General features: G+C 62.4%; 10 protein-coding genes. 3 read left to right on the forward strand and 7 right to left on the reverse strand.

Going from position 1 to position 14,691, the window contains the following annotated elements; all coding sequences use genetic code 11:
• Nucleotides 1-56 precede the first annotated feature (56 nt).
• From AC0IW7_RS07490 to glyA, 5 genes are all read right to left on the reverse strand, one after another.
• On the reverse strand, nt 57-689 hold the full coding sequence (locus tag AC0IW7_RS07490; protein ID WP_471816813.1) for a sarcosine oxidase subunit gamma: 633 nt from the start codon (nt 687-689) through the stop codon (nt 57-59).
• 54 nt (nt 690-743) lie between these two features.
• Entirely contained in the window at nt 744-3,761 is a 3,018-nt protein-coding gene (locus AC0IW7_RS07495; protein WP_471816815.1) for a sarcosine oxidase subunit alpha, read from the reverse strand.
• Nucleotides 3,758-4,072 (reverse strand): sarcosine oxidase subunit delta, encoded by a 315-nt coding sequence (locus tag AC0IW7_RS07500; RefSeq protein ID WP_122492052.1) that lies wholly within the window; start codon nt 4,070-4,072, stop codon nt 3,758-3,760. The genes AC0IW7_RS07495 and AC0IW7_RS07500 overlap by 4 nt, the downstream gene beginning before the upstream one ends.
• A 152-nt stretch (nt 4,073-4,224) precedes the next feature.
• On the reverse strand, nt 4,225-5,475 hold the full coding sequence (locus tag AC0IW7_RS07505) for a sarcosine oxidase subunit beta family protein (RefSeq protein WP_471816817.1): 1,251 nt from the start codon (nt 5,473-5,475) through the stop codon (nt 4,225-4,227).
• Between the two features lie 66 nt (nt 5,476-5,541).
• Complete coding sequence (gene glyA, locus AC0IW7_RS07510; protein WP_122492053.1) at nt 5,542-6,795, reverse strand: serine hydroxymethyltransferase; 1,254 nt, start codon at nt 6,793-6,795, stop codon at nt 5,542-5,544.
• A 293-nt stretch (nt 6,796-7,088) separates the two neighbouring features.
• Between glyA and AC0IW7_RS07515 the strand changes: the two genes are divergently transcribed.
• Nucleotides 7,089-8,129 carry a threonine aldolase family protein gene (locus AC0IW7_RS07515; RefSeq protein WP_122492054.1) on the forward strand — a complete coding sequence of 347 codons (1,041 nt, stop codon included), beginning with the start codon at nt 7,089-7,091 and terminating at the stop codon, nt 8,127-8,129.
• Nucleotides 8,130-8,195: 66 nt separating this feature from the next.
• Complete coding sequence (locus tag AC0IW7_RS07520) at nt 8,196-10,124, forward strand: ferredoxin (RefSeq protein ID WP_471816819.1); 1,929 nt, start codon at nt 8,196-8,198, stop codon at nt 10,122-10,124.
• A 591-nt stretch (nt 10,125-10,715) separates the two neighbouring features.
• On the opposite strand, the gene gbcB is transcribed toward AC0IW7_RS07520, so the two are convergent.
• Nucleotides 10,716-11,816: a glycine-betaine demethylase subunit GbcB gene (gene gbcB, locus AC0IW7_RS07525; protein WP_471816821.1), complete on the reverse strand. Its 1,101-nt coding sequence runs from the start codon at nt 11,814-11,816 to the stop codon at nt 10,716-10,718.
• Between the two features lie 307 nt (nt 11,817-12,123).
• Between gbcB and gbcA the strand changes: the two genes are divergently transcribed.
• Nucleotides 12,124-13,413 carry a glycine-betaine demethylase subunit GbcA gene (gene gbcA / locus AC0IW7_RS07530; protein ID WP_463384146.1) on the forward strand — a complete coding sequence of 430 codons (1,290 nt, stop codon included), beginning with the start codon at nt 12,124-12,126 and terminating at the stop codon, nt 13,411-13,413.
• Between the two features lie 203 nt (nt 13,414-13,616).
• Here the strand turns inward: gbcA and AC0IW7_RS07535 are convergent, their stop codons facing one another.
• On the reverse strand, nt 13,617-14,669 hold the full coding sequence (locus tag AC0IW7_RS07535) for a methyl-accepting chemotaxis protein (RefSeq protein ID WP_471817012.1): 1,053 nt from the start codon (nt 14,667-14,669) through the stop codon (nt 13,617-13,619).
• Nucleotides 14,670-14,691: the final 22 nt, after the last annotated feature.

Below are 14,691 nucleotides of genomic sequence, written 5' to 3' on the forward strand. Positions count from 1 at the left end.
GGCTTCAGCCGCGATGCTCTTGAAAAGCATCGCGGCTGAAGCCGCTCCCACAGGGGCTACGATGCTTTTACCGCTAAGCCAAACTCCTGGCTGGCGTCTTGCAACCACAGCCAGAAGTAGTCGCTGAAGCTGCGACGTACCAGCAGCTCCCAGGTGTTTTCGGCGGTGTGGCGGATCACCAGTTGCGACTTGGCGAAGGTGGTGCCCACGGCCTTGCCCACCGGGAAGTTGTTGGGGTGCACGTCGTAGCTGGTGGACTTTTTCAGCAGCTCGCGCACGTGGGTGCCGGTCAGTTCCAGCACGGTCTGCCCGCCGCTGACGTTGACGATTTGTATGTGTTGACCATCCAGCGCTTCACGCAGTTTTTTCTCGGCATCGAACTCGGTGCCACTTGGCACGATGAGCAGCCATTCATCCGGGCCCATCCATTGCAGCGAGGTTTCGCCAGCGGTGATCACCGCCAGGGCCCCGGGCAATTCCAGGCCGGTGGCTTTGTGCACGGCGCCAGCAAACGCGGCGTCGTGGCCGTCGCCGCGAAGGGTCAGGTGGCCGAGCAGTTTGCGTTCGCGCAGTTGAATACCGGCGCTGGCTTTGCCTTTGCCGGCGGCGTCGGCCAGGCCGGCGTGGTGCAGCGGCGACTCGGCTTTGCCGGCTTCAGGGCGCTGCTGGTACACGTTGATAGCTGTCATACAGACCTCGCGAATAAAACGTCCGGCATGGCGGTAAGGGTGTGATTCAGGGAGTCAAACATTCTGTTGCTCCCCTTTCGGATCGAAGAACACCGAGCTGCAAATTTCCGCTTCCACGAAACGGCCATCGGCCAACGGCGCCCACACCTTCTCGCCCATGCGTTTCAGGCCGCCTTTAACCATTGCCAGGGCAAAGCTGTAGCCCAGGCTGGCGCTGTAGTAGCTGGAGGTGACGTGGCCAACCATGGCCATGGGAATCTGCTGTTTGGTGTCGAACACCAGTTGCGCGCCTTCGGGCAGCACGAACTTGGGGTCTACCGGTTTCAGGCCAACCAGCTGTTTGCGGTTCTCGCGCACGCAGTCTTCGCGGTTCATGCCGCGCCAGCCGATCCAGGAGAACGGTTTGGTACGGCCCACGCACCAGCCCATGTTGAGGTCGTCCGGGGTGACCGAGCCGTCGGTGTCCTGGCCGACGATGATGAAGCCCTTCTCGGCCCGCAGTACGTGCATGGTTTCGGTGCCGTACGGGGTCAGGTTGTACTGCTTGCCGGCGGCGACGATTTTTTCCAGCACGCCCATGGCGTAGTCGGCCTGCACGTTGATTTCGTACGACAGTTCACCGGTAAACGAGATACGGAACACCCGCGCCGGCACGCCGCCGACCAGGCCTTCTTTCCACGTCATGAACGGGAAGCCGTCGCGGTCCAGGTCGATGTCTGTCACTTCGCTGAGCAGCTTGCGGCTGTTGGGGCCGGACAAGGTCATGGTGGCCCAGTGGTCGGTCACGGAGGTGAAGTACACCTTGAGGTCCGGCCACTCGGTCTGGTGGTAAATCTCCAGCCACTGCATCACGCGGGCAGCGCCGCCGGTGGTGGTGGTCATCAGGAAATGGTTGTCGGCCAGGCACGCGGTCACGCCGTCGTCGAAGACCATGCCGTCTTCTTTGCACATCAGACCGTAGCGGGCTTTGCCCACGTCGAGCTTGGTCCAGGCGTTGGTATACACGCGGTTGAGAAACTCACGGGCATCCGGGCCTTGAATGTCGATTTTGCCGAGGGTGGAGGCGTCCAGCAGGCCGACGCTGTCGCGCACGGCTTTGCATTCGCGGGCCACGGCGGCGTGCAGGTCTTCACCGTTTTTCGGGAAATACCACGGGCGTTTCCATTGGCCGACGTCTTCAAACTCGGCGCCCTGCGCCAGGTGCCAGGCGTGCAGTGCGGTGTAGCGAACCGGGTCGAACAGCGCGCCGCAGTTGCGCCCGGCTACCGAGCCGAAGGTCACCGGCGTGTAGTTGGGGCGGAACATGGTGGTGCCCATCTGCGGGATGCTGATGCCCAGCGAACGCGCGGCAATCGCCAGCCCGTTGATGTTGCCGAGCTTGCCCTGATCGGTACCGAAACCCAGAGCGGTGTAGCGTTTAACGTGCTCGACCGACTCGAAGCCTTCACGGGTGGCCAGTTCGATACCGGCGCTGGTGACGTCGTTTTGCAGGTCGACGAATTGTTTCGGGCCACGGGCGGTGGGTTTTTCGTGGGGCACTTGGAACAAGGCGATGCTCGCCTCTTCGCTGCGTGCAGCCACGTTTGGCACTTCACCGGTGACAGGTGCAAAACCGATTTCGCCAGCCGCTTTTACGCCCGCCTCGAAACCATCGGCCAGCACGTCGCCCAGCTGGAACACGCCGTTAACGGCACCGGCACACACGCGCTTCTGGAAACCTTCGCCGGGCACGAATGCCAGCAGGTCTTCACGCCAGGTCGGCTTGCCGCCCAGGTGCGAGGCCAGGTGAACGACCGGGCTGTAGCCGCCGGAGGTGGCCACGGTGTCGCAGTCCAGCCACTCGCCGGGGCTGGTGACTTTATGGGCAACCGGGTCGATGGCGGCGATACGCGCCGCACTCACGCGCTTGCTGCCACGGGTTTCGATCACGGCGCTGCCAGTGAGCACGCGCACGCCTTTGGCGCGGGCTTCTTCCACCCAGGCGCCGCGTGGGTTGGGGCGGGCATCAGCGATGGCGACCACTTTCAGGCCGGCTTCGAGCCAGTCCAGCGCAACGCGGTAGGCGAAGTCGTTGGTGGTCGACAGCACCAGCTGCTTGCCCGGCGCTACGCCGTAACGGCGGACATACGTCGAGATGGCGCCGGCGAGCATGTTGCCCGGCACGTCGTTATTGCCATACACCAGCGGCCGCTCGTGGGCGCCGGTGGCCAGGACCACACGTTTAGCACGCACGCGGTGCATGCGTTGACGCGTCTCGCCCAGCGGGGCGGTTTCGCCCAAGTGGTCGAAACGGCGCTCGTGAATGGTGAGGAAGTTATGGTCGTGGTAGCCGTTCACCGTGGCGCGCGGCAGCAGCAGCACTTCAGGCATGGCTTTCAATTCGGCCACGGCTTTGGCCACCCAGTCGGCAGCCGGACGACCGTCGAGGCTTTCGCGGCTGTCGAGCAACTGGCCGCCGAACTCTTCTTGCTCATCGGCCAGAATCACCCGCGCACCAGCACGGCCAGCCGCCAGCGCAGCGGCCAGACCAGCAGCGCCACCGCCGACCACCAGCACGTCGCAGTGCTGGTTCATGTGGTCGTAGCGGTCGGGATCGTTTTCCTTCGGCGCGCGGCCCAGGCCTGCGGCTTTGCGGATGTACTTTTCGTACGTCATCCACATCGACTGCGGGTACATAAAGGTTTTGTAGTAAAAGCCGGGCGCCATCATGTCGCCGCCAACCTTGCCGAGAATGCCCATCACATCGTTGTTCACGCTCGGCCAGCCGTTGGTGCTGGTGGCGACCAGGCCGCTGTACAGCGCTTGTTGCGTGGCACGCACGTTGGGGATTTGCGTGGCTTCGCGGGAGCCGATTTGCAGCACGGCGTTGGGCTCTTCAGCACCAGCGGCGACGATGCCGCGAGGGCGCGAATACTTGAAGCTGCGGCCGATGATGTCGACGCCATTGGCCAGCAACGCGGCGGCCAGGGTGTCGCCAGCAAAACCTTGGTAGGTGCTGCCGTTAAAGGTGAAGGTCAGCGGCTGGTTACGGTTGATCCGGCCACCGTTACTCAGGCGGTTGATCTGGCTCATGCCTGTTCTCCTGCGGCGCTGGCTTTCGGTTTGGCGGTCACCGAGGGCTTCTCGCCAATCTTGTAGGTTTCGAAAATTTCGTAGCTGATGGTGTCGCGCGTCGCGTTGAAGTACTGGCGGCAACCGGCGGCGTGAATCCACAGCTCGTGGTGAATGCCACGGGGGTTGTCGCGGAAGAACAGGTAATCGCCCCACTCCTGGTCAGTGCAGGCGTTGGGGTCGAGCGGGCGCGGAATATGCGCCTGGCCGGCCGCGTGAAATTCCTCTTCAGCGCGTAGCTCGCCACAGTGAGGGCAGAAAATTTGCAGCATGGCCGTACCTCCAGAATTCGTGTTTTTCGCTCCCCTCTGCCCGCCTGCGGGAGAGGGGCCGGGGGAGAGGGTTTTTGCGTCGCCGCTTAAAGCCCCTCTCCCGCCCTTTGGGCACCCTCTCCCGCATGCGGGAGAGGGAAACGCCCCCTTGATTAGTGGGCCACTGCCGCTGCGCCGTGCTCGTCGATCAAGGCGCCGTTGTGGAAGCGGTCCATCGAGAACGGTTTGGCCAGCGGGTGCATCTCGCCAGTGGCCAGGCTGGCGGCAAATACGTGGCCCGAACCGGGTGTGGCTTTAAAGCCGCCGGTGCCCCAACCGCAGTTGAAGAACAGGTTGGGCACCGGGGTTTTGCTGATGATTGGGCAGGCGTCCGGCGACGTATCGACGATGCCGCCCCATTGGCGGTTCATGCGCACGCGGCTGAGCACCGGGAACATCTCGACGATGGCTTGCAGGGTGTGTTCGATGGTCGGGTACGAGCCGCGTTGGCCATAGCCGACGTAGCCGTCAATGCCGGCACCGATCACCAGGTCGCCTTTGTCGGACTGGCTGATGTAGCCGTGCACGGCGTTGGACATGATCACGCTGTCGATAATCGGCTTGATCGGCTCCGACACCAGCGCTTGCAGCGGGTGAGATTCCAGCGGCAGACGAAAGCCGGCGAGTTTGGCCATGTGTCCGGAGTTACCCGCCGTGACCACGCCCACACGCTTGCCGCCGATAAAGCCTTTACTGGTTTCAACGCCGACGACCACGCCGTTTTCCTTACGGAAGCCGATCACTTCGGTTTGCTGAATCAGGTCCACGCCCAAGGCGTCGGCGGCACGGGCGTAGCCCCAGGCCACGGCGTCGTGACGGGCCACCCCGGCGCGCCGTTGCACGGTGGCGCCCATGACGGGGTAGCGGGTGTTTTTCGAGCAATCGAGGTACGGAATTTCGGCGGCGGTCTGCTTGGCATCCAGCAATTCACCGTCGATACCGTTGAGGCGGTTGGCGCTCACGCGGCGCTCGGAATCGCGCATGTCTTGCAGCGTGTGGCACAGGTTGTAGACGCCACGGGGGGAAAACATCACGTTGTAGTTGATGTCTTGCGACAGCCCTTCCCACAGCTTCATGGCGTGTTCGTACAGGTGCGCCGACTCATCCCACAGGTAGTTGGAGCGAACGATGGTGGTGTTGCGCGCGGTGTTGCCGCCGCCCAACCAACCCTTTTCGACCACCGCGACATTGGTGATGCCATGCACTTTGGCCAGGTAGTAAGCCGTGGCCAGACCGTGGCCGCCACCGCCGACGATAATCACGTCGTACACCGGTTTCGGTGTCGGGTTGCGCCACATGCGCTGCCAGTTTTCGTTGTGGCTGAGCGAGTGCTTGAACAGGCCGAAGCCGGAATAACGTTGCATCAGAGGTGCTCCTCGCTGCGTCCCTCGCCGACCGCTGGCGAGGGCTGGTAATTCAGTCGGGTGAAATCACTTGTAGACCGGGAAATCCGCACACAGGGCAGCGGCTTGCTTGGCCACCTGCGCCTCGACATCGGCATCGCCGAGGTGGTCGAGGATGTCGCAAATCCAGCCGGCCAATTCCACGCTCTGCGCCACTTTGAAGCCGCGTGTGGTGATGGCGGGTGTGCCGATGCGCAAGCCCGAGGTCACGAACGGCGACTGTGGGTCATTCGGCACGGCGTTCTTGTTCACGGTGATGCCGGCACGGCCGAGGGCGGCGTCGGCGTCTTTGCCGGTGAGGCCCTGGCGAATCAGGCTGACGAGGAACAAGTGGTTGTCGGTGCCGCCGGACACCACGTCATAACCGCGCTCGATAAAGACTTTAGCCATGGCCTGCGCGTTATCGATCACTTGCTGCTGATACGCCTTGAAGCCAGGCTCCAGCGCTTCCTTGAAGCACACCGCTTTGGCGGCAATCACGTGCATCAGCGGGCCGCCCTGGCCACCGGGGAAGACGGCAGCCTGGAATTTCTTTTCCAGGTCCGGGTTGGCCTTGGCCAGAATCAGACCGCCACGCGGGCCGCGCAGGGTTTTGTGGGTGGTGGTGGTGACCACATCGGCATAGGGCAGCGGGTTGGGGTACAAACCAGCGGCTACCAGACCGGCAACGTGGGCCATGTCGACAAAAAAGTAAGCGCCCACTTTGTCGGCGATTTCGCGGAAGCGCGGGAAGTCGAGGGTTTTCGAATAGGCCGAGAAGCCGGCAATGATCATCTTCGGCTTGTGCTCGACGGCCAGGCGCTCGACTTCGTCGTAATCAATCAGGCCGGTGTCGGTGTTGATACCGTACTGCACCGCGTTATAGAGCTTGCCGGAGAAACTCACCTTGGCGCCGTGGGTCAGGTGGCCGCCGTGGGCCAGGCTCATGCCCAACACGGTGTCGCCGGCTTGCAGCAGCGCGAGGTACACAGCGGCGTTGGCCTGGCTGCCGGAGTGCGGTTGCACGTTGGCGTAGTCGGCGCCGAACAGTTCTTTGGCGCGGTCGATAGCCAGTTGCTCGACCTTGTCCACATGTTCGCAGCCGCCGTAGTAACGCTTGCCCGGATAACCTTCGGCGTACTTGTTGGTCAGGCCGCTGCCCTGAGCTTGCATCACGCGCTTGCTGGTGTAGTTCTCCGACGCGATCAGCTCGATGTGATGCTCCTGGCGCGCTTCTTCGGCATCCATGGCTGCCAGCAGTGCATCGTCATAGCCTTTGATCTGGTCGTTTTTGCTGAACATCTCGGGTCTCCAGCGACAGCGGCTGCCGCATCATTGTTATGGGCGCCCACTCCGGCAGGCGGAGCGGTTGTGCGTGTAGCGATTCTGCGAAATCGCCAGCACAGCCATATGCCTGTTTGCGACGTCAAAATGCTCAAACTGACCAAGCCGGCAAACGACCCATCGCGGCTAAAGCCGCTCCCACAATGAAATACGTTCCACTGTAGGAGAGGCTTCAACCTCGATGCTCTTTGAACGACACAAAGACCGACCCGCGCTAAAGTGTTGCCCATCGCCGTCCCAGGAAATCCTCCATGACCGACACCACCCAACAGTTCGCCAGCGACAACTATTCCGGCATTTGCCCCGAAGCCTGGGCCGCCATGGCGCAGGCCAACCACGGCCACGACCGTGCCTATGGCGATGACCAATGGACGGCCCGCGCCTCGGACCACTTTCGCCGGCTGTTCGAAACCGACTGCGAGGTGTACTTCGCCTTCAACGGCACCGCCGCCAACTCGCTGGCGTTGTCGCAGTTGTGCCAGAGCTACCACAGCGTGATCTGCTCGGAGACCGCCCACGTTGAAACCGACGAATGCGGGGCGCCGGAGTTTTTCTCCAACGGCTCGAAACTGCTCACCGCGCGCACCGAAAACGGCAAGCTGACGCCCGCGACCATTCGCGAAATCGCCCTCAAGCGCCAAGACATTCACTACCCCAAACCGCGCGTGGTCACCCTCACCCAAGCCACTGAAATTGGCAGCGTGTACCGCCCCGAAGAACTCAAAGCCATCAGCGCCACCTGCCGCGAGCTGGGGCTGAACCTGCACATGGACGGCGCCCGTTTCGCCAACGCCTGCGCCTTTCTCGACTGCTCGCCTGCCGAGCTGACCTGGAAAGCCGGCATCGACGTGCTGTGCTTTGGCGGCACCAAAAACGGCATGGCCGTGGGCGAGGCGATTCTGTTCTTCAACAAACAACTGGCCGAAGACTTCGACTACCGCTGCAAACAAGCCGGCCAACTGGCCTCGAAAATGCGCTTCCTCTCCGCGCCGTGGGTCGGCCTGCTGGAAAACGACGCCTGGATGAAATACGCCCGCCACGCCAACAGCTGCGCGCGCCTGCTGGCCGAGCTGGTCAGCGACATTCCGGGCGTAAGCCTGATGTTCCCGGTGGAAGCCAACGGCGTGTTCCTACAACTCTCGGAACCGGCCATCGAAGCCCTGCGCGCGCGGGACTGGCGCTTCTACACCTTCATCGGCGCTGGCGGCGCGCGGTTTATGTGCTCGTGGGACACCGAAGAAGAACGCGTGCGCGAGCTGGCAGCGGATATTCGGTTGGTGATGCAGGCTTAACCCCTCAACCTCAACACCGTCATCCCCGCGCAGGCGGGGATCCAGAATCCCGAGCCGAACACGTTCATGGACACCCGATCCATACAGTCCCTCCCCCGCCTGTTCCTCGAACTATTCCTCGAACTCGGCTGGATCGCCCTAATCATCGTCATCCCCGTGTTCGCCCCACTCGCCCTGAGCGTGCTCGGCTGGCTGATCTACCTGCCCATCGCCTGGCTAACCAACCGCATCCGCGGCGGCGTGCCCTACCGCCTCCAGCAATTCAACTTCTTCTGGACCCTTGGCCTGGCCATCGGCATCGGCCGCGCCATCCCCACGTTTTGGATAGCCTTTTGCGCCGGCGTGCTGGTGATCTTCGGCGGCCTTCTGCTCATCAGCCACCTGGAAAAACGCCTCGCCCTGAACCTGGAAAAACAGGTCGAGCGCGCGAGCGACACCCACCCCATGCCGCTGCCCACCCCCTACAGCGCCCGCGGCGCTAGCGCCTGGGGTGGTGGCGAACCACGCCTGACGCCCGAAGGCGAAGCCGTGCGGTTACTGGGCGAAAGCGAAATCGCCATGGGCGGGCCGGTGGTGTGCGACTACCTGCTGCCCGACGGCAGCGTGATCTTCAACGCCAGCCCCTCGGCGCAATTCTCCAGCGACGGCCGCTACTTCGTGTCGCCAGCACCGAGCCGCAACGAATGGAGCTTGCTGATCTACGACCGCCAACAGCGCGTGCTGCACCACTGCGCCATCAGCCACTTCTGGGAACTGGACCACGTCAGCAGCACCGAGGTGATCGGCCGGGTCAGCCCGCTGACCTCCGACGCGCCCTACCGCGCCAACATCGACGAGCTGATAGCCGGCGCCAACCGAGTGGACACCTTCGTCGGCATTCAGGACCTGTGGCTGCCCGACAGCTACTGGCAGTACCTGCAAGCCGACCACCAGAACCGCACACTGCCCTCGCCCCCTCAGGCGCCGACGCTTGAACTGCGCACCCGCTTGCCCGAGCGCCTGATGGACCTCGGCGACCCGCTGGAACCGCTGCGCAATCCCCTAGGCGAACTGATACTCGACGGCCAGGCCACCGGCCTGATGCTGATGCAACCCGACCCCAGCCTGGTGTTCAGCAAAGACGCCCAGACCTTCGTCTGCGCCGCCAGCCGCGACGACGTCAGCGGCTTCTGGCTGTGGCAACGCAGCAGCGGCTGGCGCCTGATGAGCAACACCTGGCAGCCCAAAGCGCGCGAACCGCTGTCCAGCTCGCCAAACTTTATCGGCCTGGAAACGGAACATCTGCGCCTGCGCATGAACTGGGCGCAACCGTGCCTGGAATACCGCGACCACGGCCCCGTGACCTCGTACACCCACGGCCAAATCGAGCTGGTAACCGGCCAAACCCGTCGCGGCAAACCGACACTGGGCTACGCCGAGATGCCGGAAGTGGACCTGCTGCTGCCCCTCAACGACGCCCCGCTGCTCCTGCAAAGCGTCCCGCTGAAAAATGGCGAGCGCCTGACCTGGCAAGCGCTACGCACCAGCCGCGAAGGCGACCTGCGCGCCTACCAGTGCAGCATCGGTGACTGGCAATTGCCGGGCGAATGGGCGCTGGACCACCGGGTGTCCGATTGCGGCAATTTTATCGCCCTGATCGCCTTCGCCGAAGCGCCTGCCGTGCTCCACCGCGTCGCCATCGCCGAGCCGCGCAGCGATACGCTGCACTGGCTGCAAGACAATGTGCTCGACGTGCATTTCCAAGGCTTTATCGACGGCCAACTGCACCTGCTGCGTTTGCTCGGGCGTAATCGGTACGTGCCAATTACCGGGCCGGGGCAGGGAAACCCCGAGCGCGAAAGCCGGTTCACCGAGGCGGCGCCGGCGGCGGGCAAGGCGTATGAATTTGCCCAGCGGGACGGTAAGTGGCGATTGTTTTACCGGCAGCAGGTTGCGGTGGTTGAGGCAGGGGTTTGGCGGTTGCAGGAATTGCCCGAGGTGAAGGTTCAAGAATGAACAAACCGTATTTCTGCCGTGGCATTTTCGTTTGCAGGAATCGCGGCTAAAGCCGCTCCCACAGACGACGCACAGCCGCGATGCCTTTGATCTCCCGCTCTTGATCTTGATCTGGCTTGTGATCTACCCGCCCCGTTCATCGCAGGCCGAATGGAGGCGACGTGGAGGGGGTTGAGCGGCCGGGAGCCGCGAGAGGCGTGTCGGGCCATGGATGGCCCTTATCGCGGGGACGCCTAGTCCGTGCCCCCGGAGCGGCGGTGGAATGAGGGAAGTCGGAGCGCAGCGTAGACCCAAGGTAGGGGCTAGCGTTTTTGGTTACTTTTGGGTGGTCCGGCATACCGGCAATGACAAAAGTGACTCGCGCGTAAGGCGCGAAACAAAAACGTTCAGCACACGCGGTAATGAATACCTACGCCGATCTATCGTGTACGGCTTGAAATTCTGGATCCCCGCGTTCGCGAGGATGACGGAGGTTTTGATAACGGGCGCGGTAGAAAAGCTCGCGCGTAAGGCGCGAAACAGATCTCCGCGCAGACGCGCTAATGAAGGTTTTTCGCCGATCGAAAGCAGCCCGGCTAAGCCGGGCTTCGCTTAATAATCAATCACCACATCCCCCTTCGGCACACTGCAGCACGACAGAATGTACCCCTCCGCCACATCCTCATCCGTAATCCCCCCGTTGTGCTCCATCTCCACATCACCGGAAGTCTTCATCACCTTGCACGTCCCACAAATCCCCATCCCGCAAGCCTTGGGAATGTGCAGCCCCAGCTTGGCCGCCGCCGCATGCACGGTCTCACCAGGCGCCACGCGAATGCTTTTACCGGTGGCGGTGAATTCCACCTGATTGAGATCAGCCGCGTCCGGCGCCGGCGCTTCGGCGGCCTGTTCGGCGTTGACGATGGCTTCGGCTTTGTCTTCGGCCGGCGTCGCGCCGAACGATTCTTCGTGGTAGCGCGCCATGTCGAAACCGTTGGCTTCGAGCAGGCGTTTCACGGCGCTCATGTAAGGCGTCGGGCCGCAGCAGAAGATTTCACGATCACGAAAGTCCGGGGCGATCAGTTCCAGCATCGGTTGGTTGAGGTAGCCGCGATAGCCAGCCCACGGCTCACCTTCGCCGTGCTTTTCACAAATGATGTGCAAACCGAAATTACGCACACGCGAGGCCATGTGGTCCAGCTCGCGGCGGTAGATGACGTCGCGCGGCGAGCGGGCGCTGTGGACGAAGACCATGTCGACATTGGCGTTAGTGTCGAAGAACCAGCGCGCCATCGACATCACCGGGGTAATGCCCACGCCGCCGCTGAGGTAGAGCACTTTGTCGGTGGGGTAATCCATGGCGTTGAACAGGCCAACCGGGCCGTGCACCGGCAGCTCGTCGCCTTCTTTCAGGTTGTCGTGCAGCCAGTTCGACACCTTGCCGCCCGGCACGCGCTTGATGGTCAGCGAGAAGCTGTACGGCACCGATGGCGAGCTGGAGATGGTGTACGAACGCATGATCGGCTGGCCGTCGATTTCAAGTTCCAGGGTGACGAACTGCCCCGGCTTGAAGAAGAACATGATCGGCTGGTCGGCCATAAAGCAGAAGGTGCGCACGTCCCAGGTTTCCTGGATCACTTTGACGCAACGCACCAGGTGACGGCCGTTGGCCCAGGTCTGGGTGTTGACCGGATTAAGGAAAGTGTTGGACATGTTCGCTCCCGCTGACGCTTAGGGTTGCCTGGGTCTTGTGCCCGGGACTATGGCGCCGATTGTGGGCATGCGCCTAGTGGGTCACTTACCTATCTGCGACATCGACATGCTCACCGCGACCAGCCCCCAACCATCGGGGCTGGCGCGTCGGAAACGGATTCGGCCGTGTCGTCCATGGATAAGGCCATCAACGCGCCCGACTCCACACTCCACCTCAATCTAGAGCGCCTTACATAAGCGCCTTGCGTGAACACCAACCGCCAATTTCCGCTGCGCGCACACCGCGATCAGCCATGAGGACAGAGCCATGGATACCACCACCCTGAGTTTGGGCGACCCGCTGGAGCCGGCACGCAAGGCCACCGCCGAAATGCTGCAAAACCGCGAGCGCACCTATTCGCTGCCGCAGCCGTTTTACAGCGATGAGCGCCTGTTCGATATCGACATGCAGGAGATTTTCCACAAGGAATGGTTGATCGCCGGCATGACCTGCGAGATCCCGGCGAAGGGCAATTACCTAACCTTCCAATTGGGCAAAAACCCGATCGTGGTGATTCGCGGCGCCGACGGCGTGGTCAATGCGTTTCACAACGTATGCCGCCACCGGGGCTCGCGCCTGTGTACCGGCGAGAAAGGCAAGGTCGCCAAGCTGGTGTGCCCGTACCACCAGTGGACCTACGAACTCGACGGCCGCCTGCTGTACGCGGGCACCGAAATGGGCGACGACTTCGACATGAAGAAATTCGGCCTCAAGCCGGTGCATGTGAAAGTCGCGGGCGGCTACATCTTCGTGTCGCTGGCCGAGAACCCGCCGGCCATTGATGAATTCCTTTCCACCCTGGCTCATTACATGGAGCCCTACGACATGGAGAACACCAAGGTGGCGGTGCAAACCACCTTGATGGAAAAAGCCAACTGGAAGCTGGTGATCGAAAACAACCGCGAGTGCTACCACTGCAACGGCTCGCACCCTGAGCTGCTGAAAACCTTGCTGGAATGGGACGACGTCACCGACCCGCGCGCCGACCAGGCCTTCAAAGACCACGTCGCCGCTTCCGCTGCCGCCTGGGACGCCGAGAAAATTCCATACGCCCACGCCAGCTTCGGCCTGCGTAACCGCATCGTGCGCATGCCGCTGCTCAAGGGCACCGTATCGATGACCCTGGACGGCAAACAAGGCTGCAACAAATTGATGGGCCGCATCAAAAATCCCGACCTGGGCTCCATGCGCATCCTGCATTTGCCGCACTCGTGGAACCACTGCATGGGCGACCACATCATCGTGTTTACCGTGTGGCCGATCAGCGCCCAGGAAACCATGGTCACCACCAAATGGATCGTGCACAAAGACGCCGTTGAAGGCGTGGACTATGACCCGGTGCGCATGCGCCAAGTGTGGGACGCCACCAACGACCAGGACCGTCGCCTGGCCGAAGAAAACCAACGCGGCATCAACTCCACCGCTTATCAGCCGGGGCCGTATTCGAAGACCTATGAGTTTGGCGTGGTGAATTTTATCGACTGGTACAGCGAGCGCTTGCTGAGCAATTTGGGGGCTGCGCCGGCGCCGTATTTGTATGGGATCAAGACCCAGTAATACCCCTGGCGACGGTGTCTCTCGGGTTCGAAATAGCGTGTTACCGGTAAACTCTGGATCCCCGCCTACGCGGGGATGACGGACGTCTCGACAAATACCACCGTCATTCCCGCGCAGGCGGCGGTCCGACGATTCGGAATCCAGAATTCCAAGTGAATGGTGTGATAGAGCACGACACGGATGACGAAGGGACGTGCTCAGCCTCACACCCTGAACTGCGCCACCATCCCATTCAACCCCACCGCCAACCGCGACAACTCCTGGCTGGCCGCCGCCGTTTGGTTCGCCCCCGCCGATGACTGCAACGACAAATCGCGGATGTTGGTCAGGTTGCGGTCCACTTCTCGCGCCACCTGCGCCTGTTCTTCCGAGGCGCTGGCGATTACCAGGTTGCGTTCGTTGATGGCGGAAATGGCGACGGCGATTTCGTCCAGCGCCGTGCCCGCTTCGCGCGCGACTTCAAGCGTACTGCGCGCTCGCTGGTTGCTGTTCTGCATGGCATTCACGGCCTGATCGGCGCCGTTGCGAATGCCGCCAACCATTTGTTCGATTTCCTGGGTGGACTGTTGCGTGCGGTGCGCCAAGGCGCGCACTTCATCGGCCACCACGGCAAAGCCACGTCCGGCTTCACCGGCGCGTGCAGCTTCGATGGCGGCGTTCAGCGCCAGCAGGTTGGTTTGCTCGGCAATGGAGCGAATCACGTCGAGCACCTGGCTGATGTCGCGCACTTTTTCGGCCAGCTGCAGCACCTGATCGGCCGAGGTGGTGACGTCATCGGCCAGGCTGGAAATCGAGTTCACCGTTTGCAGCACCTGCTCACGACCGCGCTGGGTGGTGCGGTCGGATTCGCGCGAGGCTTCGGAGGTGATTACGGCGTTGCGCGCCACTTCTTCCACGGCCGTGGTCATCTCGTTGACGGCGGTGGCGGCCTGTTCAATTTCGTCGTTTTGCTGATGCAGGCCGCGCGTGGAGTCCTCGGTCACGGCGCTCAGCTCTTCGGACGCCGACGCCAATTGATTGGAGGAATCGGCAATGCTCTGAATGGTGCTGCGCAGGTTCTGCTGCATGGTGCGCAAGGCGGTGAGCAGGCGGGCGGGTTCGTCCGTGCCGTCGATTTCTATGCGTTCGGTCAGGTCACCGGAGGCCACCACTTCGGCCACATCCACAGCGCGCAGCAATGGCCGCACAATGCTGCGGGTGATCACCAGCGCCAGCACCGCCGTTGCAATGGCAGCCAAAATCATGGTGATGATCATGCTGTTGCGCGCGGTGGTGAAC

Source organism: Pseudomonas sp. AC229, assembly GCF_979254655.1.

Bases quoted from the DNA above. Each gene is read 5' to 3' on its own strand.
- AC0IW7_RS07515 (WP_122492054.1), top strand. From the start codon at position 7,089: ATGACCGACACCACCCAACAGTTCGCCAGCGACAACTATTCCGGCATT.
- gbcA (WP_463384146.1), top strand. From the start codon at position 12,124: ATGGATACCACCACCCTGAGTTTGGGCGACCCGCTGGAGCCGGCACGC.
- AC0IW7_RS07495 (WP_471816815.1), bottom strand. From the start codon at position 3,761: ATGAGCCAGATCAACCGCCTGAGTAACGGTGGCCGGATCAACCGTAAC.
- gbcB (WP_471816821.1), bottom strand. From the start codon at position 11,816: ATGTCCAACACTTTCCTTAATCCGGTCAACACCCAGACCTGGGCCAAC.
- AC0IW7_RS07500 (WP_122492052.1), bottom strand. From the start codon at position 4,072: ATGCTGCAAATTTTCTGCCCTCACTGTGGCGAGCTACGCGCTGAAGAG.
- AC0IW7_RS07520 (WP_471816819.1), top strand. From the start codon at position 8,196: ATGGACACCCGATCCATACAGTCCCTCCCCCGCCTGTTCCTCGAACTA.
- AC0IW7_RS07490 (WP_471816813.1), bottom strand. From the start codon at position 689: ATGACAGCTATCAACGTGTACCAGCAGCGCCCTGAAGCCGGCAAAGCC.
- AC0IW7_RS07505 (WP_471816817.1), bottom strand. From the start codon at position 5,475: ATGCAACGTTATTCCGGCTTCGGCCTGTTCAAGCACTCGCTCAGCCAC.
- glyA (WP_122492053.1), bottom strand. From the start codon at position 6,795: ATGTTCAGCAAAAACGACCAGATCAAAGGCTATGACGATGCACTGCTG.
- AC0IW7_RS07535 (WP_471817012.1), bottom strand. From the start codon at position 14,669: ATGATCATCACCATGATTTTGGCTGCCATTGCAACGGCGGTGCTGGCG.